Raw genomic sequence first — 23,055 nt, 5'->3', positions numbered from 1 at the left:
TTCGACAATCTCCAGCTGAATCTTCAGCTAAAGTTCTTGTTAGCGGAAGGGTTTTCCATTTTTGGAAAATACCCTTAGGAGGTGATTGAATTCATTCTGCCAGAAAACACTTTTCAAGGAATTAAACAAAACAAGGAGGGAATTTTTTGAAAAGAAAAAGAAAATCATTGAATCGCATACTTTATGTGATGCTGACAGCTTTTCTGATTTTGCCGCTGATGTTCCCAGGCATGGGATCAGCCGAAAGTAAGAGCTCTCCGCATACCTCAGTTAAGAAAGCTGCACCTCAGACAGCAAAAAGCAAAATAAACAGCTCATTGCTGAAACAATTTGATAAAGAAGATAAAGTAACATTCCTGATAAAGTTTAAAGAACAAGCTGATACTTCAGCAGCAGCCAAGAAAGCTGAAAAAGCGGCTGCATCCCAAAAACTGACAGCCTCTAAATCCAAGTACATGAAACGCTCTGCAGTCCTATCCTCACTAAGATCTACAGCAATTGAGACTCAAGGCCATGTCACAGATTTCCTTCAAAAGCAGGAGAAAGACGGCAAGGCAAAAGATGTTCAATCCTTCTACATCGTAAATGCCATTGCAGTAACAGCTACAAAGGACGTTATGGAACAAATCGCGGTGTTCCCTGAAGTAGAAAAAATCCTTCCAAACGAAACAAGACAGCTTCATAAGCCAGTAAAGGAAGCCGAAAAAGCTCTCAAAACACAAGCAGAAACCAGTTCAATAGAGTGGAATATTGACCGTGTCGGCGCTCCTGCTGTATGGGAAATGGGGATCGACGGATCGGGTACTGTCGTTGCATCCATTGATACAGGTGTTCAGTGGAACCACCCGGCGTTAAAAGAAAAATACCGGGGCTATACCCTTGCACAACCCGATTCTCCAACACATGAATTCAGCTGGTTTGATGCCACTGCAGGCCAGACAGCACCATATGATGATCAGGGGCATGGGACCCACGTAACTGGAACAATGGTTGGTTCCGAGCCCAATGGAGCCAATCAAATCGGGGTTGCACCTGGTGCGAAGTGGATTGCAGTAAAAGCTTTCACTGCAAGCGGAGGAACTGACGTAGATCTGCTTGAAGCCGGTGAATGGATTCTAGCTCCAAAGGATGCTGAAGGAAACCCGCATCCTGAGAAAGCTCCGGATGTTGTCAATAATTCATGGGGCGGAGGGCCTGGGCTGGATGAGTGGTATCGCCCAATGGTTCAGGCATGGCGGGCAGCTGAAATTTTCCCAGAATTCTCTGCCGGAAACACAACTTTGTTTAATCCTGGCGGACCTGGTTCTGTTGCTACACCGGCTAACTACCCGGAATCATTCGCAACTGGTGCGACAGATATTAATAATGGTTTAGGCAGTTTCTCATTGCTGGGACCTTCACCATACGATGAAATTAAACCTGATGTATCTGCGCCAGGGGTCAACATTCGTTCATCAGTTCCTGGAAGCGGATATGAAGGCGGCTGGAATGGAACTTCCATGGCTGGCCCGCATGTTTCTGCAGTTGCCGCTCTGCTCCGCCAGGTTGACTCAAGTCTGACTGTTGAAGAGATGGAGGAAATTTTACTGACTACCTCTACTCCATTGACAAATGGTACTTATCCTGAGACACCAAATAATGGTTTTGGATATGGGCTTGTCAATGCCTTCGATGCGGTTTCTTCCGTACTGACCGGCCTTGGAAAAATTAAAGGCCAGGTTGCAAAAGAAGGAGACGACTCAGAAGCTCCTCAAGCCAATCACGAAGCACCTCAGGAAACATATGCAGGAATGGATCTTGCACTTGAATTGACGGCATCAGATAATGTAAGCGTCACAAGAGTTGATCTTGAATACTTAAAAGCTGACGGCAGCTGGGCAGCCATTGAGGCCGAAAGAACAGCTGGAAACTATAAAGATGGTACCTACCAGGCAGTTATTCCTGGAGAAGACATCGCCGAACCTTCAGTAACTTATAAATGGAAGGTCAATGATTTTGGCGGAAATTTAACTGAAACTGACTCCTATGAAGTTGCGGTAAGACCTGGAATCAGCATCGGCTATTCTCAGGACTTTGAATCACAGCCGGCCGGCTGGACTTCATATGGACCGGAAAACAGCTGGGAGTGGGGTATGCCAACTACAGGTCCTGGAAATGCAGCATCCGGGGAAAAAGTATATGCAACTAAACTTGACGGCAACTATGCAAATAGAGCAAACATGAATCTGCAGATGCCTCCTATTGACCTGCCAGAAGGCAATGCCTACCTTCAGTTCAAGCAGTGGCACGAGCTTGAAAACCGTTATGATTACGGCCATGTATTCGTTTCAACTGACATGGAAAACTGGGAACAGGCTCTTCGCGTAAACGGTAATACAACAGACTGGGTTAATGCAGAAGTAGATTTAAGTGCGTATGCAGGACAAAGAATTTATGTAGCATTCAATGTAACTACCGATGGATCAGTACAGAAGCAAGGCTGGTATATCGATGATGTCCAATTATCTGATACTCCAGTTGAACCTGCAGGTAAAGCTCAGCTTGGCATCAGCAAAGATAAACCATCTGCAGAATTAAAGACAGAAAAGGTAAATCCGGATAGCATTGTGCCTGAAAAGAATGCTCCTGCAAAAGATGATGATAAACAGCAGCAGCCTGCACCTGTGCTGCTTCCGCTTACTGCCGAAGTAAGTGTGCTGGAATCAGGCAGATCCACCTTTACAAATCCGCAAAATGGTTCATTTGAAATGACACATGCTTCCGGCGATTTTACTGTAAAAGCAGAAGCTTACGGTTATCGTTCTCAAACGCAGAGCGTAAATATCCCGCAGGATGGGGAAGCGACTGCAAACTTCGTCCTTCAGGAAATACCAAAAGGTACAGTCACAGGTGTTGTGATAAATGAAGCAACTGGGGAGCCTGTAGCGAATACTACACTTCTTTTAATAGAAGATGCAGCTGTACAGCCAGTAACAACTAATGAAAACGGTGAATATACAATCACAGCCTACGAAGGCACATACACTTTAAAAGCTATGGCACCTTCCTACTACAGCAAGGAGCAGAGCATCACGATCGAAGGCGGCTCTTCTTTAGAGCAAAATATTGAGCTAAAGCCATTTATCGGATACCCGGGTGAAATCGGATATGATGATGGTACAGCTGAAAATGCACGTGCATTCTACGATGCCGGAAACGGATGGGCAGTTAAGATGTCCCTTGCATCCGGCCATGACAGCGCGATGGTTACTGGCGGTTTATTCCGCTTCTGGGATACCAGCTGGCCGACCCCGGGCGGAACAGACTTCAAAGTGGAAGTATATGATGCAAGCGGACCAGATGGAGCACCTGGCAAAAAGCTGGCAGGTCCATTTGAAGCGACAGCCTTAAGAAACGGTGAATGGACACATGTAGATCTTAGTGACGAAGGAATTGTTACAAATGGCGACTTCTATCTGGTATATATCCAATCAGCACCGAATCCTAATGCTCCTGGTCTTGGCACAGATGAGGATGGAGAAAATGCAGGACGCAGCTGGCAGCTTGTAGGCGGAGCATGGTCTCCTGCTCCTGAGGATGAAGGAAACTACATGATCCGTGCCACAGTGAACTATGAAGTAACTGCACCAGTCATCACTTCTCCAGCTGACGGAGCCTTCACAAACCAAGGGAAGGTTACAGTTGAAGGTACTTCAGCTCCTACAACTACTGTAAAAGTATTTAATAATGGAGAGGAAGTCGCATCAGCAGAAACAACTGAAGAAGGTACATTCTCAAGTGAAGTTTCACTGTCTGAAGGGGAAAATACTCTTACAGCCAAGGCTGCTACAGAGTCAGGATCTACTGATGCCTCTGAACCTGTAAAAGTAATATATGACAAAACAAAGCCGGAATTGGCCATAACAAGTCCTGCAGATAAATCTAAAACAAACAAAGAAACAGTCACTGTGAAAGGTACCGTTTCGGACGATAACCTTGATTGGGTTAAAGTAAACGGCCAGGCAGCAATGATTACAGATGGTGAATACTCTCTTCGCATCCTGCTGGATGAAGGTGAAAACACCATAACGGTAACAGCACAGGATAAAGCGAAGAACACCGAAGAAAAAACAATCACGGTCGATGCTAAATACACCGCTCCAGTCATAGAAAATCTTCTTCCTGAAGAAGACAAGGAACTTAAAAAAGGCGAATCGGTAAAAATCGAATTTGATAGCGAACCAGGGTTAAAAGCAACGTTTGCCATCAAAATGCCTTTAACAAATGCCGGGGGACAGCTGAATAATGCAACTGAGCTTCCAATGATGGAAACTTCCCCAGGCCAATATGTCGGCTATTATACTGCCACTTCAAATGTAAAGGCACCTGGTGCCGAAATTGAAGTGAAAGTAACGGATGCTTACGGCAATGAAACTCGCAAAACAGCAGAAGGCAAACTGTGGATTAATGCGAAAAAGAAAAATAACAGCACTAAAAAGCAGTAATAATCAGATGAGAAGGCGGGCCCATTTTTATTAGGGCCCGCCTTTTTGCACTTATTGATTTAATAAATTTCTTTTTTCAGTTATTAAGCCATTAAACTCTTTATCCAATTCCGCATATTTGCCGTCACCCGGAACAAGCAGACTGAGTTCTCCGAGTATCGCACTGATGCGGTTATCTATAACCATAATTTGCTCTTTCGTGGAGTCATAATCTTTTTCCTGTTTAGAAGCTCTGGATTTCATTTGATATTCCTTCAGGTCCATTTCAAATCTGGTAATTTTATTTTCTTCAAATACAAGTAATCTTGAGCTTAACTTCTCCAGAAAGTATAAATCATGAGAAATAATGATGAGCGTCCCTGAAAATTCCTTGAGCGTTTTTTCAAATTGTTCCCTGCTCGGCAAATCCAAATGATTCGTCGGTTCATCTAGTATTAGCACATCATACTCTTTTAAAAGCATGTCTGTAAGCTTGACCCTAATTCGCTCCCCCATACTAAGCTGTTCAATGGGCTGATTTAATTTCGCTTCCTTCATTCCCAAATTCGCTAACAGAGTCCTTGCCTTGAAAATCAGCTCCCGATCGGAGAGATCAAGTGCCTCAACAGCATTTTTTGTTAAAGGCAAATCATTGACATCCTGGTTCAAATAAGCAACCTTTAAAGTGCTGCTGACCCAAAGTTCTCCATCAGAAGGTGATGCCTCACCCAAAAGCATCCGGATAAAAGTGGTCTTGCCTGCCCCGTTTGCTCCAAGAATCCCTATTTTTTCACCATGCTTGATATAAAAATTGCTATTTTTGAAAAGAGTCCGATCGCCAAAGCTTTTTGAGAGGTTTTTAGCTTCGATTATTCTCTTCCCTCTTTTGCCTGACGAATCAAAGTGAAAATGTACGCCCGCTTCTTCTGTCGGCTTATCAACTTTATTTTTATCCAGCTCCTGTTGAAGCCTTTTCATTTTTGACTTAATCTGCTGATCCATCTTTTTGGCTTTTACTCTGTGATATTCTTTGAAGCCCATCTGCCTATTCTCAGAAGGACTTCCGCCTTTAGTTGATTCCCTATGAGCTTTTTCAGACCATTTTTTTAAATTTGACATTTGGCTTTCAATCCGTTCGATCTCTTTTTGCTGAACATTAAATTGATGAAGCTGCTCATCAAAGTTTTTCTGTTTCTGCTCCCGGTAGGCTGTGTAATTCCCCTGATATATCGTGAGGATGCCTTCCTGCAGTTCAAAAATTTTTCCGACAGCCTGATCAAGGAAATGACGGTCATGGGAAATGATTAGGACCGGGCCGCAGAAATTGCTGATTTCGCTAATTAACCATTCGATGCCCTGTAAGTCCAAATGATTAGTAGGTTCATCCAAAATCAGCATATCCGGGTTTGATGACCATACCTTAGCTAAAGAAAGCTTCAGTCTTTCGCCCCCGCTCAAAGCATCAAGTCTATCCGGCTTCCATTCATTGAGTTTTGAAAGGCCCAGCTTACTTGCCCGCTGAAGAATCTCTTCATCGGAAGATTGGTTAATATTATGAAATTCACTGACAGTATAATCTGCTGATTGATGCAGGAAGCCAATTCTGCATGGCTCCTTCATCCGCTCGATAGTGCCTTTATCCATTTGAATACTGCCGAACAAAATATTGGCCAATGTAGTTTTACCTGTGCCATTTAGGCCAACAAGCCCGATGCGGTCCTTCTGATAAATATCGAAGTCCAAATTAGAAAACACCGCTTTATCACCGAATGACTTTTGAAGATCCCTGGCCATGAGAATCCGCAGATTATTATTGTTCTGATTGTTAGTTATACGTTTATTTGCACACATAAAAAAACCTCCCCTTACCCGGAGAGGATTGTGCACCCATCATTAGAAATGGTGCAAATACATAAAAAATGCGCGCCTAAATAAAATTTGATCCGCTTACAGACAAATATTAAAAATGTCAGTTCCGATAAGGGATGACTAAAAAAGGGCACACTAATCCTATGTTCTCCGGGTTAAACTTTTTAATATAAAAAGATACCAGAAAAAATAAGATTATAACTTCATGCCCCTAAATCATCCTTTCAAACTATTTGATTGTAGTATATAAGCTTCTGGCTTTTATTGTCAATAGGCTAATGTTCGGCAGCTTGAAAGCAGGCATCTGCCTGCTTTTCATTAATCAATTCGGATATGCTTGTTGGTAAGCTCCTTAAGCATATTTAATATCGCTGCTCTTTCCTCCAAGTTAAAACCGCTTACCCATTCTGAAACAAGCTTGTGCTCGCCTTTATGCATTTCCCGCTGAAGTCCGCCCTCCAATATGGAGTAAATTTCCCTCATCGTATTTTCCCGATCCTGTGTTTTAAGTTCATCCATGTTAGATAACCTCCCCTTACGTTTATGCTGCTTCTTTTCCCTATTTGGCTTATTAGGAAACACAAGTTTGCGGGCTGATTTCTGGTCTTGTGCGCGTGGAGCGGATATTTGTCAGTTTTGCGGGTGTTTATCTTTTGGCGCCGGGACAGACTCTTTTCACGCGGATATTCTCCCTTTTCGCTCGTAACGTGCCTGAGTGCGCGGTATTTTTCATTTTGTGCGTACTATTCTCGTTTTTCTGCGCGGAGACAGACTCTTTTCGTGTGGATGTTTTCTGTTCTGTGCGGAATGGACCGGGGCTGCTGCACTCACATCCAATTGTATGTATGCATACAAAAGAAAAGCAGGTGCCCCCTGCTTTTCTTTTAATCTATTACCACTTAAAGCAAGAAGCACCTACGATGATCAACAGGATGAACAGAACCACGATTAGCGCAAAACCGCCGCCGTATCCAGCTCCGCCATATCCAGCTCCACCGTAGCCACAGCCGCCATATCCGTAGCCATACATTATAGAATCCCCTCCCTTACTAATAAAATCTGTCTCCATGTTTTATTAGTAGAATCCACCGTAACCCCAAGAAGCACCGATAATAATCAGTAAAATAAACAATACAACTAAAAGGGCGAAACCGCCGCCGTGTCCGAATCCGTCTGACATAGTCAATTACCTCCTTTGTTTGATTCAATATATCCTATTCAATTCACCCAATTTGTGCGATAGACGAATACACAGTTTTCATCGCAAAAAAGAAGCCTTCCGTGTGAAGGCTTCTGATTATTGTTGATATAGCAGTATTTCCAGGATATCTCCCTAGAGAAAAATAGGCAAATTCATTATTTTTTATGAGCGAGAGCACCTTGGGTTCCCATAGTGGATTGAAGTGGTTCTTTCTCTTTAATTTCTTCAGTCAGCTGTTCCAGGCTTTGCCTGACGTTTCCTTTGCCTGAAAAGTTTTGGAGAAGCTCCTTCACGTCTATCCCAGAAGAAGCTTTCAGGCTCTCCTGCATCGTGGACATCAGGTTGGTTGCATAGCCGGTTACTTTATTGGCCCCGCCATTATTGCTGTCACTTCCTGTATCAACCACTGTTATCTTATCAATATTCGATAATGGGCTTGCCAGCTGCTTCGCATATTCTGGAAGCATTTTAATGACCATATCCATCATGGCCGCCTGACCATACTGTTCAAATGCCTCGGCAATTTTCCTCTTTGCCTCTGCTTCCGCCAGACCTTTTAGGCGAATGATTTCGGCTTCAGATTCACCTTGAGCGCGCTGTGAATCAGCCTTCGCCATCCCATCTGCCCTTACTCTTTCAGCTTCTGCACGTGCCTGTGATTCAATCCGATATTGGTTTGCATCCGCTTCGGCAATTTGTTTTTTCTTTTCAGCCTCTGCTGCCTGCTCAACAGCGTACCTGTCTGCATCAGCTTTCTTTTTCACTTCGGAATCATATTGGCGTTCTCTTCTTAAGATTTCTTTTTCTTCAAGCTCAATTTGCTTTTGGCGTTCAATGATCCTGATCTGCATTTCATGCTCCGTAACTTCCTGCTTTGCTCTGGCTGTCTCGAGGTCATATGCCTGGTCAGCCCGGGCTTTGGCTATATCCTGTTCCCTTCTGTAGTCAGCCATTTTCATTTGATTTTCTTTCTCAGCTTCTGCTATTTCAGTAGCTCTTTCAAGTTCTGCCTTTTGGGCATCCTTGGCTGCTTCGGCCCGTTTAATCCGGGTTTCCTTCTCAGCTTCAGCTGTGGCAATATCCGCATCCCGTTTAACCTGGGCAATTCTTGGCCTTCCCAGTGAATCCAGATAGCCATTTTTGTCGCGGACATCTTTGATTGTAAAAGAAACGATGATCAGGCCCATCTTAGCCAAATCCTGCGAAGCAACCCTTTGAACCTCCTGAGAGAATTTATCCCTATTTTTGTATATCTCTTCGACCGTCATAGAACCCAGAATTGATCGCAAATGCCCCTCGAGAACTTCTTTCGCTTCATTTTCACGATCTTCCTTTGATTTTCCAAGGAATTGTTCTGCAGCAGTAGCAATTTCTCCAATACTCCCGCCGATTTTTATGATTGCAGTACCGTCTGCCATGACAGGAACTCCCTGTTCTGTATATACTTCCGGAGTGGTAACCTCCAGTTTGCTTGAAAGGAGACTCAATGGCTCTGCCTGCTGAAAGACCGGCAGTACGAATGTTCCCCCGCCTCTAATTATTTTTATCTTATTTCTTGATTCGTCCACATGGACATTTTTATTGCCTAAATAACTGCCTGTTACGATTAAGGCTTCATCCGGCCCGGCAGTCCGATATTTTGTAATGAACACACCAAGAAGCGCAATTAGCAGAAATGCTGCAATTCCAATTACAACCCAAATCATTAGCATTTTTATGTCCCCCTGTCTATATTTCTTTATAATCGATAACTTTTATAACCCCATTTTCGACTTCAACGATCAGCACCTTGCTGCCTTCTGCTATGAACATATTTTCATAGCTTAGAGCAGGCTTGGAAATTCTCCCGCTTAAATTTTCAATCAAAACCTCACCGAAACCGTTCTCTGGTATAGGAATTAATACAGTACCAACTCTTCCCCTTAATGAGTCATCTGTGTAAACGAGAGATTCCTCAGCAGATGATAATGGTATAAGAACAAAGATATTCAGCAGTATATCCAGCAGTGCTGCAATTCCAGCTCCTATCAAGAGAATAACCACGCTATTAAGAGAGGTTGTCATTTCAAAGATGTAGCCTGCACCGGAAAGAAAAGTTAGAAATGCAAGAATCAGTACAGGATTTAGAAAGCTTCCCTCCCCAATTCCGTCAGCAATATCTCCAAAAAACACATACAAAATAATTAAGATGCCCGAAAAAATAAGTGTGCAGAGATAAATTGTCTGAATAGGAAAACCAAATAGTTCCATAACATGCACCCTATCCATTTTTTATTGTCCAGCTGCTGTATCCCATGCCTCCTTTCTTTTTTCTCTTAACGGATTAATTTATATACGGACAAAAACCTGTTATTGTTTCATTTTTCGCAGGTTTTTTCCAAATTCATACTTATATCTTTTCAGCTTGTCTAACTTTCAGCCCATTTTTGTCATGTTCATCACTATTTCTGCATACCTTATTTTGGGATTAAAAATCACCAATGGGGATTAAGTGCCGAAAATTGGTGGAATAGACGAATATATCTAGTTAGCGGAGGGATAGGAAACATGACAAGATCTGAATTGCACATGGAGAAGCCAAAGAGCAAATTTATTCTGATGTCAATTGTCCTATTGGGCTGTTTTGCTGCTGTCTTTACAGCATTATATTTTTATTCTCAAAGCCTCATTACTATAGAAGCTCCCAAAAAGGAACTAGGTGAAAAAATTATAATCCAGCTTCCTTCCGGAAAGAGTGTATTTACATACGAGAACCTGGTTGTTAAAGAAGAAGGAAAGCTTTTTTATAAGGGAGAAAGAAATACTCTGGATTTGACTGGCGGTACTATTGTTTATGAAGAATGGGAATAAACAGAGATAAACTAACTCTCCTCCTCATCCCGGGGGCAGAGTTATATTTATTTTAAGAAATCCTCTGCAGTTGACAAAATGTTTTCAAATCCTTTAAGATGAGCAAAAAATGGCGAGGAGAAATGACTTTGAAGGTAATAAAAAATGTTTTTTTTACTGCTTTAGCTACGGTTATTTCATTTATCGGCATAAAAAAAATGACAAGCCACACTCACAAAATGAAAAGAATAGGACATCGGGGAGCAGCCGGCTACTGTCCTGAAAATACATTCCCTTCCTATGAACGTGCACTCGAAATGGGAGCAGATTATCTGGAAATTGATGTCCAATTAAGCAAGGATGGAAAGATTGTCGTGATTCACGATTCACTTGTCGACCGGACAACTGATCATATAGGCAAGGTGTCCGATTTTACCTTTGATGAACTCAGAAAGATGGATGCCGGAAGCTGGTTTTCCCAAGAATTCCGCGGTGCCTGCATCCCTTCATTTGAAGAGGTATTAGACAAATATGCAGATCGTGTCGGGCTTTTGATTGAATTAAAAAAACCTGCCCTATACCCTGGCATTGAAAAGATGATCGCAGAAGAACTAAAGAAAAGAAATTTACACAATAAAAGGGACGACCATATTATTGTTCAGTCATTTGAAACCGAATCAATGAAAAGATTCCATGAACTGCTGCCGGAAATCCCTGTCGCCATCTTAATTAACTATCCGCCCGACAAAATTGAGATTAAAAATATTGCCGAATATGCCAGTTACCTGAACCCTAAATGGACTGTGGTTAATAAACGCGTGATCGATCTAATTCATTCGAATGGCATGAAAGCAATAGCCTGGACTGTGCGTTCCCGGAAAGAAGCCGAAAAATTGAAGCATTATCCACTGGATGGGATTGTTGCCGATTACTTAGATTTTATTAAATAACAAAAAGGATGCAGACCGAATAAGGGTCTGCATCCTTTTTGTTATAGCACCGCCTGTTTTTTTCCAGATTCCAGGAGCAGCTTTAAGGTTCCCAAATCACTTTCAGCCGGAAGAGCAAATGTCTTTTGGTAAGCTTCCGGCCCCTTTCCGGTAATAAAAATCCAGTCATTCTCCCTGGCTTCCCGCCATGCTTTCTGGATAGCCAAAGTACGGTCGGGAATCACTTCACCCTTTCCGCCTCCAAATTCTTTATTCAGCCCATGCAATTGGCTTATCATCTCATCCTCAGATTCATCATTTAAATCATCAGCGGTCAAATAAAATTTATGGCAGTATTTTGCTGATGCCTTAATCATGTCCATACGCTTAGATTGATCTCTGCCGCCGCGAAAGCCATAGATTTGAAAGATTCTTTCAGCTCCCTGTTCTCTCGCTGCTTCCAGACAATATTCAAACGCATCCACTGTATGGGCATAGTCCACAACGAATTTAGCTCCTGCAGGATGGAGAATAGTTTCAAAACGGCCCGGTATGCCTGGGAATGCAGCCAGGGCCTTAATTATATCTGCAGGGTCTATCCCCAGATCAACGCCTGTCATAAAAGCCATTGCTGCATTATAGACATTATGGTGGCCCGGAAGAGGAAATTCAATTTCAAAAGACTGACCTTTCATCTCCAAAATAAATACTGTTTTCCCATTAATAGCAACGTCTTTTATTGAGCAGCACTCTTCATCACCAAGCATAATCAAAGGAATCTTTTCTTTTTGCAGATCCACTGCCATTTTTTCTCCCCATGAATTATAGAGATTTATGACTCCTTTACCGCAGTCTTTTAACAAGGTGAAGATTTTCTTTTTATCATAAAAATACTGATCCATATTTTCATGATAATCAAGATGGTCATGAGCCAGATTAGTAAATAGTCCGTAGTCTAATTCCAGACCTTCTGTTCTTGACTGTTCGAGTGCATGAGAAGAAACCTCCATAACGACAAACTCATCAAGACTTTTACTCAGCATTTTTTGGATCTGTAATGCATCTGGTGTAGTATTGCTGGTCTTATATTCCTTGTTATTAATAATGTTGGATACAGTTCCCAAGAGGGAGCATGTCCTGCCTGCAGTCTCCAAAATATGCTTTAATATATAGGCAGTGGTTGTTTTCCCATTTGTTCCTGTTATGCCAATTATTTTATGCTTCCTTGATGGACGATCATAAAAACAGCTTGCCAGTTTCCCCAAACTGGTTCTGCTATCCGTTACTTTTATATAGGGCACATCCAATTCAAGGGCTTCTTCACCTACAACGGCAGCCGCCCCATTTTCAACAGCTTGTCCAATAAAATGATGTCCATCTGCCTGAAAGCCTTTAATTGCAACAAAAAGGCTTCCTTTCCCCACTTTGCGCGAATCCATTTCAACCCCAGTAATTTCAGGATCGTTTGTAAATACATCCATCTCCCTGCTATCCTTTAGGCAATTAATAACCTGGGATAATTTCATATTTCTGTCTCCTTTAATGTTTAAACATCAAGTAATTTGGTGTATATGTCTATATTCATTATCTTTTGTTTTCCCATATTTACAGGAAATATGCCTCTTAAGGACACAAATAACGGAAGAACGGGAAAATCGTCTTAATATACTAGAATTGAGGATAAATTTGGGTGAATGGCTTCTGAAAAATAAGCGATTCACCCTATTGAAATGCCAGCTTACCTGCGTTTTACGCTATAGATAATGGCCGCTTTGCAAACTGGGATAAATACTTCACATTCAAACGGCTGTGCTGTGAAATAAGATATGCATCCCTTGTAGCACCTGGTTTTCTTAACGTATTGAGGGCTCTTATCATCCCTGCTTCGCTTTCCATGCCAACCCCATGTCCAAAGAACATACCCCCGCCCAAATAAACGGAATTCTCACCTGTCCAAACTGGGTGATCATAATCAGGATTATAAAAATAAACCACATCACCAGGTATGAAGTGCCTGCCCCGTTTTGTAACAATCGATAGATCATGATCATAATTCCAGTCCCATACAAGCAGCCCCTGAAATAGTGTATTGAAGCGGCTGACAGAGATGGAGTCCAAGACAGCTTTATAAAAAATCAGCACAATGGCTGTTGTACATTCAAAAGCATATTCCCAGCTGTTGGTGAACACATCCATAATCGCAGCTGACGGTAAGATGGATGGATCGAGCAGGTATCCATATTTTGTCTTTCTCCATATACGGGGATTGAAACGTGATGTGTTAAAGGGTGCAAATTCTACTCGGCTCGCATGAAGCTGCCTTGCTGCCTTGATGATATTCTCCCTTAAATGGATATCAAATAGCAGTTCATGCATTGAATCATATTGATGAGTCTCCGGACTGCTCTCCAGAGCAAGATAAATTTCACGCTGAACACCAAAGAAGCTGGAAGCCCCCGGTTTATTTTGATTATTCGAAAGGATAATCATTTTCTTCCCCCCTTCAAATGAACTTATAGTAGCTTATGGTTTCTTTTGCAGGAGGGTTCCTCCATTATTTGTCTCCGCCTTTTTGATATCTATAAAAATGTAAGCGTTATTTATTATCGGAAAATATCTTTTTTCTGAAATATGCTTGCTTTTCCTTCCAATTTGCTTGTACAATATTCCACATATTCATAAGTTTCAGACTTTAACAATAATTATTCACAACAGGAGGCTTGTTACATGGGGACTTTTTTAGGATCGATTGTTTTGCTTGTGGCAGGATACGCCATTTATTCCAAAGTAGTAGAGCGAATCTTTGGTATAAATGATATCAGTCCTACACCGGCTTACACAGAAAATGACGGAATGGACTATGTTCCAATGAGCTGGTGGAAAGGCAGCTTGATCCAATTATTGAATATTGCTGGACTGGGTCCAATTTTCGGTGCTATCATGGGGGCTTTATATGGACCAGTTGCTTTTATCTGGATAGTGGCCGGTTCCATTTTTGCCGGCGCTGTTCATGATTATTTTTCAGGGATGCTCTCTTTGAGGCATAAAGGTGAGCAATTTCCCTCTATTGTTGGCAGATATTTAGGAAAACCGGCCAAAACAGCCATTAATATTTTTTCTATTCTCTTAATGGTATTGGTTGCCGCTGCTTTTACCGCTGGACCGGCACAGCTTATTTCCAGCATAACACCATTAAGTTTTATGGCTTCATTGTTCATTATTTTTGCTTACTTCATCCTGGCAGCTGTGCTGCCTGTAAACAGGATTATCGGAAAAATTTATCCTTTTCTTGGAGCTATTTTAATTTTTATGGCTGTATCCATTGCAATCGCATTGCTTTTCAGCGAAAAATCCATACCGAATGTAACGCTTTCTAACTTTCATCCCGGAGAGCTTCCTATCTGGCCCTTACTGATGGTCACCGTTTCCTGCGGTGCCATTTCTGGATTTCATTCAACACAGAGTCCGATTGTCTCAAGAACACTGAAAAAGGAAAGCGATGGAAGAAAGGTTTTCTATGGAGCAATGATTGGAGAAGGGATAATCGCTTTAATCTGGGCTGCTGCGGGCATGACATTTTTCGGCGGAACAGGAGGTCTTCAGGAAGCATTAGCAGCTGGAGGCCCAGCTGGAGTCGTTAATGAAATTTCAAGCAGCCTCCTTGGTACATTCGGAGGGATACTTGCTATTTTAGGAGTTATTATTCTCCCGATTACAACCGGTGATACAGCTCTTCGCTCTTCAAGAATGATGCTGGCTGAATCACTGTCATCTTTTATGAAAATCAATGGCAGATGGAAGGTTGTCATCACCACTTTGCCAGTGGCTCTTCCAACTTTATACCTTGCAACAATTGATTACTCTTTCCTATGGAGATATGTTGGGTGGACAAATCAGGTTACGGCTGCAGTCATGCTTTGGACCGCCACGATGTACCTCTTGAAAAATAAGAAATTTCACTGGATTTGCGGTGTACCTGCATTGTTTATGACAGGTGTAGTATCCACATATATTTTTTATGCACCTGAAGGCTTTCGGATGAATTATCAATTATCGATGATCATCGGTTCAGTCATTACGCTTGCGATAGCAGTGTGGTATGTCTACCAGATTATAAAACATAGACAGCTTAACAAAAATAGTTCCAGCTTAACAGCGGCTTAACTGTAAAAATGCACCTCATTCAACAAAGTGAAGGTGCATTTTTTTATTGGCTGATATCCTTTAGACCAATCCTTTTTTTCAAATTTAGTTGTTGTCTGTCTTTCTATTTGGTTAGCACTGCACTCTGGATATCTGTCCCGCTGCGTTTTACTCTTCATATAGCGGGTAATGAATACTAACAGTTAAAGGAGGTTTTATTACGATGTCAGATAAAAAAAAATCAGACAAAAATAATTCTATAGAACAAGAAGAAAAGAAAAAAAACAACAAAGATATCGAGCCCCAAAGAGAACCGGCAAAACCTCAGGAAGAGAAGCGGAATTAAGGAGGATGTCTAAAAATGGCTGACAAAAACATACAGAACGGAAAGATGGATAATCCTGAGCAATATAAAACCGAAAAAGAAAGTTTATTTGACAAGTATGAAAGTGAGAAGAATGTAGATCCTATTCCAGTTGAAGACTTAAAACAAGAAAAAGAAGAAGAAAAAAACGGCTCAAAAATAAAGAACAGTTCTTCTACAGAGGAAAAGTACAAAGCGGACTTTGAAACGATAAAAAAGAAGAAGCTGTTTGGCGATAAATATGACGATGGAACAAGGACGTAAGAAAGGCAGAATACTATGGGTCAAATTCCAATTTAATTGCTCTTAAAATTAAACCGGATAAAATAACTCTGATGAATACAAAGGAAAATTCACCAAGAACACTTGATTTATTAACTAAGACGCCTGGCAGCGAATAAAGTGTCAGGCGTCTATTTTTATGCCCTCATAATCTTACAAGCAGTGTATTTCTATGAAGGATTTATTTAATTATCTTATTAAAATCCTTATAGTGACTCAAATAGTAATCTGCACCTGGAGCATTATTCTGAAAGAGGCAGGTTCTTATGCCAAGTTCCCTTGCCGGCAGAATGTCTATTTCCCTGTCTCCTATTGCTAGATCAACCTTATGCTTCCCATGAAGAAATTCATAAGATGCAGTGTGAGGCTTGCGGGGATAGCCATCGTCTCCTGCTACCATATCGGCAAAGTATCCATCTAATTTATGGAAGGTTAATATAGATAGAACATCATCTCTTTCCTTGTGAGTCATGATAACATTCTTATCAGCCTGTTTTAATACATGCTCAACCTCAGGAAAAGGCGTTAAATCTTTAGGCCGCAGCTGTCTCGCCATCATCCTGATTGCTTTAATTTGTTCGTCATTCAATCCGAAATGTTCAAAAGCAACGCTGAATGAAACTTTTAACTGCCAAAAGATCTCTTCGTCTGAAATCTTTTCGTCTCCCATTACTTCTCTGACAATCGCTGTATAGGCTGGGTATGTATTAAACAAAGTACCATCAAAATCCCAAAGTATATTCACCAGGCAAAGCCCCCTTTTAATTTCTTTTTATCCCCTAATTTCAGTCATTATACCTGGAGCCAATCTATTAAACTGCTTTTCCATTGTAATTAAATTACTTTGACAAACCTATGGCACAATGCTAATTTAATAGCTATAAGAGTAAAAAATCTTACCCTGATAAAATAGGGTGAATTTTTAAAGGATGAATATGAATGAACAAAGAAATTATTAAGCTAATCAGAAAAAGCTATAACATGACACAGCGTGATTTCGCAAGAGTTGTCAGCTGCAGCTTCTCTTTAATAGCTCTGGTTGAGGTAGGCAAGAGAAGAGTAACAGCTGATCTTGAAAACAAGATTAAAATTGCTTTTGACCTCGATGACCAGCAGATGCAATCACTCGCTTCCCTTGTTTCAGAAATCAGCAAAGGTGTCCCCCCCCTAATGTAAAGACAGATGCGGCTGTTTAAAGACCTTCCCTTTAGATGATACCGATCACAAATTAGCAGCCGGCAATTAAAATAGGCATTTGCCGTGTCTCTCCGCCCATTTATGCATAACTTATAAGGAGTTATAGGATTTTTGTATAAAAGGAGAGTGCCCAATGTATCCATATGGCTATTATCAAGGTTATCTTCCTCAGCCAGCAGCCCACTTCACCCCTGAATATGAATTTCAGCAGTTCGAACAATATAATTCTGACAGACAGCCCCAGCAGCTCGAAAGAAGGGTTACAGCTTTAGAAAGGCAAAATCAGGACCAATCCAGAGAGATTACACGACTGAACAGGCAGCTGGTAAATTTGACTGACCAGGTTAAGATGCTGAATCAGACCGTTGACCGCCATACACGAAGACTTAATAGGCTGAACCAAAGGCTAAGAGCAGTTGAGAATAGACTTAACATTCCTTTTACTCCATTTGACGGGGAATTCTAAGGGAGAACTTTTTGCTTTGTGCTGCGAGCCTTAGGAATAACAAATTTGCCCCAATCTTGTGATTGGGGCTTTAATCTATATTTTGATTTGTACGCAGACCTTTGTAATTTCTGTCTGTACTGTGTTTGGCCTATTTCTTTTTAGCTAAAACCTGGCTAGGCGCTCGTAAACCTCATTTAAGTTGGAGCATCCTAATTTATGAACTTCTTCGATCAAGCGGCACCATAAGAGAGCTGTAAGCTTTGCATCCCCCAGGGCATGATGGCGGTTATAAACAGGAATGCTATAAAATTCACAAAGGTCTTCTAATCTCCAGAATGATTTATTAGGGTCTGCTATCCTGTAAAGGAAGGAGGTATCTAATATTCTATACTTGAATTGCGTGCGGAAAAGCTTCCAGCAGCTGTGCTGCATAAAGCTTTTCTCATGGTTCGCATGATGTGCCACAAGCGGCATATCCTTCACAAATTCAAGGAAGCTAATCAATACCTCCGAGAGAGGAGGAGCTTTTTCTAAATCTCCCTCAGATAAACCTGTCAGTTCCTTTATTTGGTTTGAAAGAGGCTTTTCGAATCGGACTAATGAATAAAAACTGTCTTCACTGACTTTCCCTTTAATAATTTTAACCGCACCAATCGATATAATCTGATCCCCTTTATCGGGATAAAATCCAGTTGTTTCAATATCAAAGACAGCCACATTCAATTTTCCGAATGGAATATCCATTGAATCGGTATTCTCCAGTTCCCTCTGCATTTGCCTTATAAATGCGATATGCTGCGGATTTTGACCATTCATCCCACCGAACATATTAGTTTGAAGTTTTCCCTGAATACCTCTGACAAATTGGACGAAAGGATGGAATCCCACTAACCTGCACCCTTTTCAATGGCCCGAATCACAAACTGATGAAGCTTTTTGCTATCCTTTAAAATATTCTTCAATTCATTTCTTTCAGATTTTGATAAGGATTTCAGCTGAATGTAATGGGTATCATCATAAGTATCTCTTTGCCTGTATGACTGGAGTCTCCATTTTAACAATGCAGCAAAATTACTTTTATATTTACCCATTTCCTCCTCATAGCCATTCATTTCTTTGAGCTTACTCATTCGGGCAATAGTGGACGTCTCCGATAACCCTTCTTTGACTGCAAGAATTCTAACAGCATTTACATAAGGTATAAATGCCGCATATTTAAGATCCAGCTCTCCTTGATGGCTCCCCTTTTCCTCTGTCAGAATCTGGCCAAATGGACCGACTGATTTTTTTATATGCATGCTGGTTTCCATCATCCTGGTCAGCAAATGGGGGGATTTTTGAATGTTCATGTGGATAAAAGACTTTAATTCGGATATATAATCCTCCTGGCCTGCAAGCACTCTGCTGTCATAGAAAATGTGGAGATTTCTTATCGTCTGCAGAGTCTCCTCCTGCATCCATGTTTGGATCTGTTCTTTCCATTTAGAAAGCGACTTGCACCACAGCGGATTTGAACACATCACATTCCCTTCGCAATATGGATATCCCACTGTATGCAGACCTTTTGAAATTTCCTCCCCCAGCTGCAAAAAATACACTTCTGCTTCAGCCGCTCCCGGTTCAAATACCAATCCATGGTCCTGGTCACTCAGAAAGCCCTGTTCCTTTCTTCCGCCGCTTCCCATTGTAAACCAGGCAAACTTCCATGAAGGTGATTTTACTATATTCAATCGCTCCAAAGCTATGCTAATAACAGCTTTCATGATAAGGTCGTGAAATTCATTCAGAGCACTGGCATCATAACGATATTTTATTATCTGTTCCTCTTTCCACTTTTTCAGGGATTGATATGAATTAAATGATGATTCCATCCAGGCACTTCCTTTAAGGAAAGTTCGCGTCTTGCTTACGAGCTTAAACTTTTGTTTTCATCAGCCATGAAGACTTCCGGATATCCGTAGCTTCCATGTTCACTTAAATCTAATCCCATAATTTCTTCTTCCTCTGTTACCCGAAGTCCTCCCAATACTTTTTTGGCAGCTGCCAAAATAATGAAGGATACAGCAAAAGCATAAAGAGCAGAGACAGCTACACCCATGAACTGGACTCCCAGCTGTTCAAAACCTCCGCCATAAAACAATCCAGGCTTTCCGACTGCTGCCAATTCAGGTGTTGCAAAGAAACCAGTGGATAATGTTCCCCAAACCCCAGCTGCACCGTGAACAGATAGCGCAAAGATGGGATCATCGATTTTTCTCTTTTCAAAGAAACGCACACTGTAGAATACAAGGATTCCTGCTACAAACCCTATGACAACAGCTGCCCATGTATCCACAAATGCGCAGGAAGCTGTAATAGCGACCAGGCCTGCCAGCGCACCATTAAGCATTGTCGGCACATCGGATTTCCCCATAACCACCCAGGAAATGATCAGAGCTGATACTGCACCTGCTCCGGCAGCAAGATTTGTGTTAAGAGCTACAAATCCAAAGAACCCATCTTCCACAGTCAATGTACTCCCAGCGTTAAACCCGAACCAGCCTACCCACAGGATCAGCACACCCAGAGCTGTATATACTTGGTTATGCCCATAGATATTGTTAGCCGAACCATCTTTATTAAATTTTCCAATTCGGGGCTTAAGTAATATAGTAGCAGCCAAGGCTGCCATTGCACCTGTTAAGTGAACAACTGTTGAACCGGCAAAGTCCTGCTTGCCGTGTTCTGCAAGCCAGCCTCCTCCCCAAATCCAATGAGCAACGACAGGATAAACTATTGCGGAAAATAATACGGTAAAAATGAGGTAAACGGATAGTTTTGCACGTTCAGCAAATCCGCCAAGTGCAATCGTGATGGCAATACCGGCAAATGCCAGCTGAAATACGAAGAATACCGAAGAAGATAAGCCCATCTCTTCAAGTTCAGCACCTGAGTAAAAGAAATTTGTAAGCCCAACGAGGATATTTGCATTATCACCAAATATGAAACCAAAGCCCACAGCCCAAAACACTAATGATGATAAACCAAAGGTAAAGATCGTTTTTCCTGCAATATGCCCCGCATTTTTCATCCTGGTAGAACCGGCTTCCAGCATAATAAATCCGCCAAGCATAAAAATGACTAAAATTGCTCCCAGCATAACCCACAGACTGTTCATTAAAAATGTGGCATCCAATTGTAATTCCTCCCTGTTATTATTTTTGATGTGAGATTTAATATAAAATTAATGTTATATTATCTAACATCATTTAATTTAATCCTTATTTTACTCTAAATTTTATGGAAGTCAATCTGTTTTTAGAAAATTTTTAATTTTTACGTCAGATAACCTAACATCGTTTTCAAATAAAAATGATTGGCAATTTTATAGTTGCATCCGTCTGATATTAATCGGTTAAGTTAAAAACGAGCATTCATTTGCTCAAATAATCGTCGGGAGTGATGTATCATGGCAAGAAACAAACTTTTGGTACCCGGTGCAGGAAATGTATTGGATCAAATGAAACAGGAAATCGCCAATGAGTTTGGAGTTCAGCTTGGTGCTGATACGACCGCACGAGCAAACGGTTCTGTCGGCGGGGAGATGACAAAGCGTCTTGTCGCAATGGCAGAACAGCAGCTTAAAAACCAGCAGAATCAGTAGAGGATGTTTTTGCTGGACTTAACCGGCCCTATCCATGGGCCGGTTATTAAAAAAATAGTTTCACACAACAGGAGACTGACCGAACGGAGGCATACCCATGACCAACAAAAATGACAACCGCGAAAGAAAAAACAAATATCCTAATAACAAAAAACAGGATACGGAGTTCTCAAGAGAGGCAGATATCAGAAGCGAAGTGACAAAAAAAGATCTGCAAAAATAAACTGGCTCACACAAAAAAGGCACGTCACTTGACTGCCTTTTTTTGTGACTTTAAAATAAACCATATCCTTTACTTTTCCTTTTCTGATTCACACATTTTACTGTTTTGCCTTTTCAAAATTTCATTAATTTCTCCCTTATCACCTTTTGCATTTATGATTTCAAATATCTGATTTAATCCTTCAATGTCTTGTTTATCTTCTTCCTTCACGATTAACCCTCCCTTTATGCTTACCTTGCTATTATCTTGTTTCTGTACGGATTAGAATATGCCTATTGACAGCTCTAAAAACAAAAACAGTTCACCGCAATGGTGAACTGCACCGACTTTGTTAGATAACAAAGAAAATCTTATTATTTAGAGAAAGTCCGGCTATAAAGAGTGACATCCTCTATTTTTGAACGATTAGGTTCATAGCCTATTCCAGGACTTTGAGGTACGAATATAAATCCATCTTCCATAGTGACTTCAGGATCGATGATATCTTCCTTCCAGTAGTGGGAGGATGGGGCTGTATCGCCAGGAAGCGTAAAATTGGACAGTGAAGTAATGGCAATATTGTGCGCACGGCCTATTCCAGCTTCAAGCATTCCGCCACACCACATTGGAATGTTATGATCTTTGCAAAGGTCGTGAATTTTTCTGGACTCTGTCAGTCCGCCAACCCGGCCGATTTTAAGATTTATGATTCTGCAGCTTCCAAGCTCAATCGCTTTTCTGGCATCCTCAAAGGTATGTATACTTTCATCAAGGCAAATTGGCGTTTTCAGATGACTTTGAAGCTTGGCATGGTCGATAATATCATCATGATCTAAAGGCTGTTCAATCATCATTAGATTAAACTCCTCCAGCCTTTGAAGGTGATCAATATCATTAAGTGTATAGGCGCAATTGGCATCAGCCATAAGCTGTATTTCAGGAAATTGGGCACGGATGGATTTTAGAATTTGCACATCCCAGCCCGGCTTGATTTTTACCTTAATTCGCCGGTAGCCTTCATTTACATAACCTTCAATTTGCTTGAGCATCTTTACTTCTGACTCCTGTATGCCCACACTTACGCCAACTTCAATTTTTTCCTTTACTCCGCCTAATGCTTTTGCGAGAGATAACCCCTTCTCCCGCGCATATAGGTCCCAGACAGCACCCTCGAGAGCTGCTTTAGCATTGAAATTCCCCCTGATTGGCCTGAAAGCCTCTGAAACATCATCAGGGTGCCGAATTTCTGATGCAAAAAGGATCGGTATTAAGTGATCACTCATTATATGCCAATTTGTTTTAACTGTTTCTTCATTGTATATTGGCTCTATAATGGAAACCGATTCAGCCCAGCCTGACTCTCCGCTTTTTGATTTTACTTCTACCAGAATAAAGTCCTTATCCACTTCTGTTCCGACACTTGTAGTAAATGGATTCAGCAGCTCCATTTTGACGTGCCTTAAAACGATGCTTTTAATTTTCATC

24 protein-coding genes are annotated in these 23,055 nt (G+C 41.3%); 10 read left to right on the top strand and 14 right to left on the bottom strand.

Features of this window, described 5'->3' with window-relative positions:
• Positions 1 to 188: 188 nt before the first annotated feature.
• Positions 189 to 4,484 carry a S8 family serine peptidase gene (locus tag ACEQ1T_RS07640; RefSeq protein ID WP_370222304.1) on the top strand — a complete coding sequence of 1,432 codons (4,296 nt, stop codon included), beginning with the start codon at positions 189 to 191 and terminating at the stop codon, positions 4,482 to 4,484.
• A gap of 51 nt (positions 4,485 to 4,535) precedes the next feature.
• Here the strand turns inward: ACEQ1T_RS07640 and abc-f are convergent, their stop codons facing one another.
• From abc-f to ACEQ1T_RS07610, 6 genes are all read right to left on the bottom strand, one after another.
• Positions 4,536 to 6,314, bottom strand: a complete 1,779-nt coding sequence (abc-f, locus tag ACEQ1T_RS07635; RefSeq protein ID WP_370222294.1) for a ribosomal protection-like ABC-F family protein — start codon at positions 6,312 to 6,314, stop codon at positions 4,536 to 4,538.
• Positions 6,315 to 6,650: 336 nt separating this feature from the next.
• The gene (locus ACEQ1T_RS07630) at positions 6,651 to 6,851 is read right to left on the bottom strand and encodes a hypothetical protein (protein ID WP_370222292.1); all 201 of its coding nucleotides are present in this window, start codon (positions 6,849 to 6,851) and stop codon (positions 6,651 to 6,653) included.
• A 373-nt stretch (positions 6,852 to 7,224) separates the two neighbouring features.
• Positions 7,225 to 7,362, bottom strand: a complete 138-nt coding sequence (locus tag ACEQ1T_RS07625; protein WP_019381584.1) for a YjcZ family sporulation protein — start codon at positions 7,360 to 7,362, stop codon at positions 7,225 to 7,227.
• A 45-nt stretch (positions 7,363 to 7,407) separates the two neighbouring features.
• Complete coding sequence (locus ACEQ1T_RS07620) at positions 7,408 to 7,512, bottom strand: YjcZ family sporulation protein (protein WP_163142711.1); 105 nt, start codon at positions 7,510 to 7,512, stop codon at positions 7,408 to 7,410.
• Positions 7,513 to 7,688: 176 nt separating this feature from the next.
• A complete protein-coding gene (locus tag ACEQ1T_RS07615) occupies positions 7,689 to 9,245 on the bottom strand; it encodes an SPFH domain-containing protein (RefSeq protein ID WP_370222289.1) in 1,557 nt (518 codons plus the stop codon).
• A 16-nt stretch (positions 9,246 to 9,261) separates the two neighbouring features.
• Positions 9,262 to 9,783, bottom strand: a complete 522-nt coding sequence (locus ACEQ1T_RS07610; protein ID WP_370222288.1) for an NfeD family protein — start codon at positions 9,781 to 9,783, stop codon at positions 9,262 to 9,264.
• A gap of 297 nt (positions 9,784 to 10,080) precedes the next feature.
• Here ACEQ1T_RS07610 and ACEQ1T_RS07605 point away from each other — a divergent pair, with 297 nt between their 5' ends.
• Positions 10,081 to 10,383 carry a hypothetical protein gene (locus ACEQ1T_RS07605; protein WP_206835563.1) on the top strand — a complete coding sequence of 101 codons (303 nt, stop codon included), beginning with the start codon at positions 10,081 to 10,083 and terminating at the stop codon, positions 10,381 to 10,383.
• Positions 10,384 to 10,505: 122 nt separating this feature from the next.
• Complete coding sequence (locus ACEQ1T_RS07600) at positions 10,506 to 11,312, top strand: glycerophosphodiester phosphodiesterase (RefSeq protein ID WP_370222286.1); 807 nt, start codon at positions 10,506 to 10,508, stop codon at positions 11,310 to 11,312.
• Positions 11,313 to 11,353: 41 nt separating this feature from the next.
• Here the strand turns inward: ACEQ1T_RS07600 and ACEQ1T_RS07595 are convergent, their stop codons facing one another.
• Positions 11,354 to 12,817: a UDP-N-acetylmuramoyl-L-alanyl-D-glutamate--2,6-diaminopimelate ligase gene (locus ACEQ1T_RS07595; RefSeq protein ID WP_206835558.1), complete on the bottom strand. Its 1,464-nt coding sequence runs from the start codon at positions 12,815 to 12,817 to the stop codon at positions 11,354 to 11,356.
• A gap of 223 nt (positions 12,818 to 13,040) precedes the next feature.
• Positions 13,041 to 13,781 carry a protein-glutamine gamma-glutamyltransferase gene (locus tag ACEQ1T_RS07590; RefSeq protein ID WP_206835556.1) on the bottom strand — a complete coding sequence of 247 codons (741 nt, stop codon included), beginning with the start codon at positions 13,779 to 13,781 and terminating at the stop codon, positions 13,041 to 13,043.
• A 237-nt stretch (positions 13,782 to 14,018) separates the two neighbouring features.
• Here ACEQ1T_RS07590 and ACEQ1T_RS07585 point away from each other — a divergent pair, with 237 nt between their 5' ends.
• The 3 genes from ACEQ1T_RS07585 (at position 14,019) to ACEQ1T_RS07575 (ending at position 16,062) form a co-directional block, all read left to right on the top strand.
• Complete coding sequence (locus ACEQ1T_RS07585) at positions 14,019 to 15,455, top strand: carbon starvation protein A (RefSeq protein WP_370222284.1); 1,437 nt, start codon at positions 14,019 to 14,021, stop codon at positions 15,453 to 15,455.
• A gap of 202 nt (positions 15,456 to 15,657) precedes the next feature.
• Positions 15,658 to 15,780 carry a 3-methyladenine DNA glycosylase gene (locus ACEQ1T_RS07580; RefSeq protein ID WP_206835548.1) on the top strand — a complete coding sequence of 41 codons (123 nt, stop codon included), beginning with the start codon at positions 15,658 to 15,660 and terminating at the stop codon, positions 15,778 to 15,780.
• A 15-nt stretch (positions 15,781 to 15,795) separates the two neighbouring features.
• A complete protein-coding gene (locus ACEQ1T_RS07575) occupies positions 15,796 to 16,062 on the top strand; it encodes a hypothetical protein (RefSeq protein ID WP_206835546.1) in 267 nt (88 codons plus the stop codon).
• 199 nt (positions 16,063 to 16,261) lie between these two features.
• Here ACEQ1T_RS07575 and ACEQ1T_RS07570 read toward each other — a convergent pair whose 3' ends face one another.
• Positions 16,262 to 16,825, bottom strand: coding sequence for an HAD hydrolase-like protein (locus tag ACEQ1T_RS07570; protein ID WP_370222283.1), 564 nt, complete (start codon positions 16,823 to 16,825; stop codon positions 16,262 to 16,264).
• 194 nt (positions 16,826 to 17,019) lie between these two features.
• Between ACEQ1T_RS07570 and ACEQ1T_RS07565 the strand changes: the two genes are divergently transcribed.
• Entirely contained in the window at positions 17,020 to 17,256 is a 237-nt protein-coding gene (locus ACEQ1T_RS07565) for a helix-turn-helix transcriptional regulator (RefSeq protein ID WP_206835541.1), read from the top strand.
• Positions 17,257 to 17,410: 154 nt separating this feature from the next.
• On the top strand, positions 17,411 to 17,743 hold the full coding sequence (locus ACEQ1T_RS07560) for a hypothetical protein (RefSeq protein ID WP_206835538.1): 333 nt from the start codon (positions 17,411 to 17,413) through the stop codon (positions 17,741 to 17,743).
• Positions 17,744 to 17,887: 144 nt separating this feature from the next.
• Here ACEQ1T_RS07560 and ACEQ1T_RS07555 read toward each other — a convergent pair whose 3' ends face one another.
• Genes ACEQ1T_RS07555 through ACEQ1T_RS07545 form a run of 3 tightly spaced genes read right to left on the bottom strand, consistent with a single transcriptional unit; the run spans position 17,888 to position 20,900 of the window.
• On the bottom strand, positions 17,888 to 18,613 hold the full coding sequence (locus ACEQ1T_RS07555; protein ID WP_370222282.1) for an exonuclease domain-containing protein: 726 nt from the start codon (positions 18,611 to 18,613) through the stop codon (positions 17,888 to 17,890).
• Entirely contained in the window at positions 18,613 to 19,596 is a 984-nt protein-coding gene (locus ACEQ1T_RS07550) for a DUF294 nucleotidyltransferase-like domain-containing protein (RefSeq protein WP_370222280.1), read from the bottom strand. The genes ACEQ1T_RS07555 and ACEQ1T_RS07550 overlap by 1 nt, the downstream gene beginning before the upstream one ends.
• A 35-nt stretch (positions 19,597 to 19,631) precedes the next feature.
• Positions 19,632 to 20,900 (bottom strand): ammonium transporter, encoded by a 1,269-nt coding sequence (locus ACEQ1T_RS07545; protein ID WP_370222279.1) that lies wholly within the window; start codon positions 20,898 to 20,900, stop codon positions 19,632 to 19,634.
• 273 nt (positions 20,901 to 21,173) lie between these two features.
• Here ACEQ1T_RS07545 and ACEQ1T_RS07540 point away from each other — a divergent pair, with 273 nt between their 5' ends.
• Both ACEQ1T_RS07540 and ACEQ1T_RS07535 read left to right on the top strand, forming a co-directional pair.
• Entirely contained in the window at positions 21,174 to 21,368 is a 195-nt protein-coding gene (locus ACEQ1T_RS07540) for an alpha/beta-type small acid-soluble spore protein (RefSeq protein WP_009331132.1), read from the top strand.
• A 97-nt stretch (positions 21,369 to 21,465) separates the two neighbouring features.
• Positions 21,466 to 21,591 (top strand): hypothetical protein, encoded by a 126-nt coding sequence (locus ACEQ1T_RS07535; RefSeq protein ID WP_280516052.1) that lies wholly within the window; start codon positions 21,466 to 21,468, stop codon positions 21,589 to 21,591.
• Between the two features lie 69 nt (positions 21,592 to 21,660).
• Here ACEQ1T_RS07535 and ACEQ1T_RS07530 read toward each other — a convergent pair whose 3' ends face one another.
• Positions 21,661 to 21,801, bottom strand: a complete 141-nt coding sequence (locus ACEQ1T_RS07530; RefSeq protein ID WP_206835525.1) for a hypothetical protein — start codon at positions 21,799 to 21,801, stop codon at positions 21,661 to 21,663.
• Positions 21,802 to 21,944: 143 nt separating this feature from the next.
• Entirely contained in the window at positions 21,945 to 23,054 is a 1,110-nt protein-coding gene (gene menC / locus ACEQ1T_RS07525; protein WP_206835523.1) for an o-succinylbenzoate synthase, read from the bottom strand.
• Position 23,055 lies beyond the last annotated feature (1 nt).

Origin of the sequence: Cytobacillus sp. (assembly GCF_964223445.1) — a bacterium.
Taxonomy (GTDB): Bacteria; Bacillota; Bacilli; order Bacillales; family Cytobacillaceae; genus Cytobacillus.
The sequence above is the reverse complement of the archived record's forward strand: the minus strand, read 5'-3'. Positions and strand labels throughout refer to the sequence as shown.

Coding starts and splice junctions, on each gene's coding strand:
- ACEQ1T_RS07605 (WP_206835563.1), top strand. CDS start 10,081: ATGACAAGATCTGAATTGCACATGGAGAAGCCAAAGAGCAAATTTATT.
- abc-f (WP_370222294.1), bottom strand. CDS start 6,314: ATGTGTGCAAATAAACGTATAACTAACAATCAGAACAATAATAATCTG.
- ACEQ1T_RS07610 (WP_370222288.1), bottom strand. CDS start 9,783: ATGGAACTATTTGGTTTTCCTATTCAGACAATTTATCTCTGCACACTT.
- ACEQ1T_RS07620 (WP_163142711.1), bottom strand. CDS start 7,512: ATGTCAGACGGATTCGGACACGGCGGCGGTTTCGCCCTTTTAGTTGTA.
- ACEQ1T_RS07595 (WP_206835558.1), bottom strand. CDS start 12,817: ATGAAATTATCCCAGGTTATTAATTGCCTAAAGGATAGCAGGGAGATG.
- ACEQ1T_RS07600 (WP_370222286.1), top strand. CDS start 10,506: ATGACTTTGAAGGTAATAAAAAATGTTTTTTTTACTGCTTTAGCTACG.
- ACEQ1T_RS07575 (WP_206835546.1), top strand. CDS start 15,796: ATGGCTGACAAAAACATACAGAACGGAAAGATGGATAATCCTGAGCAA.
- ACEQ1T_RS07540 (WP_009331132.1), top strand. CDS start 21,174: ATGGCAAGAAACAAACTTTTGGTACCCGGTGCAGGAAATGTATTGGAT.
- ACEQ1T_RS07615 (WP_370222289.1), bottom strand. CDS start 9,245: ATGCTAATGATTTGGGTTGTAATTGGAATTGCAGCATTTCTGCTAATT.
- menC (WP_206835523.1), bottom strand. CDS start 23,054: ATGAAAATTAAAAGCATCGTTTTAAGGCACGTCAAAATGGAGCTGCTG.
- ACEQ1T_RS07535 (WP_280516052.1), top strand. CDS start 21,466: ATGACCAACAAAAATGACAACCGCGAAAGAAAAAACAAATATCCTAAT.
- ACEQ1T_RS07630 (WP_370222292.1), bottom strand. CDS start 6,851: ATGGATGAACTTAAAACACAGGATCGGGAAAATACGATGAGGGAAATT.
- ACEQ1T_RS07585 (WP_370222284.1), top strand. CDS start 14,019: ATGGGGACTTTTTTAGGATCGATTGTTTTGCTTGTGGCAGGATACGCC.
- ACEQ1T_RS07640 (WP_370222304.1), top strand. CDS start 189: ATGCTGACAGCTTTTCTGATTTTGCCGCTGATGTTCCCAGGCATGGGA.
- ACEQ1T_RS07590 (WP_206835556.1), bottom strand. CDS start 13,781: ATGATTATCCTTTCGAATAATCAAAATAAACCGGGGGCTTCCAGCTTC.
- ACEQ1T_RS07560 (WP_206835538.1), top strand. CDS start 17,411: ATGTATCCATATGGCTATTATCAAGGTTATCTTCCTCAGCCAGCAGCC.
- ACEQ1T_RS07565 (WP_206835541.1), top strand. CDS start 17,020: ATGAACAAAGAAATTATTAAGCTAATCAGAAAAAGCTATAACATGACA.
- ACEQ1T_RS07580 (WP_206835548.1), top strand. CDS start 15,658: ATGTCAGATAAAAAAAAATCAGACAAAAATAATTCTATAGAACAAGAA.
- ACEQ1T_RS07550 (WP_370222280.1), bottom strand. CDS start 19,596: ATGGAATCATCATTTAATTCATATCAATCCCTGAAAAAGTGGAAAGAG.
- ACEQ1T_RS07625 (WP_019381584.1), bottom strand. CDS start 7,362: ATGTATGGCTACGGATATGGCGGCTGTGGCTACGGTGGAGCTGGATAT.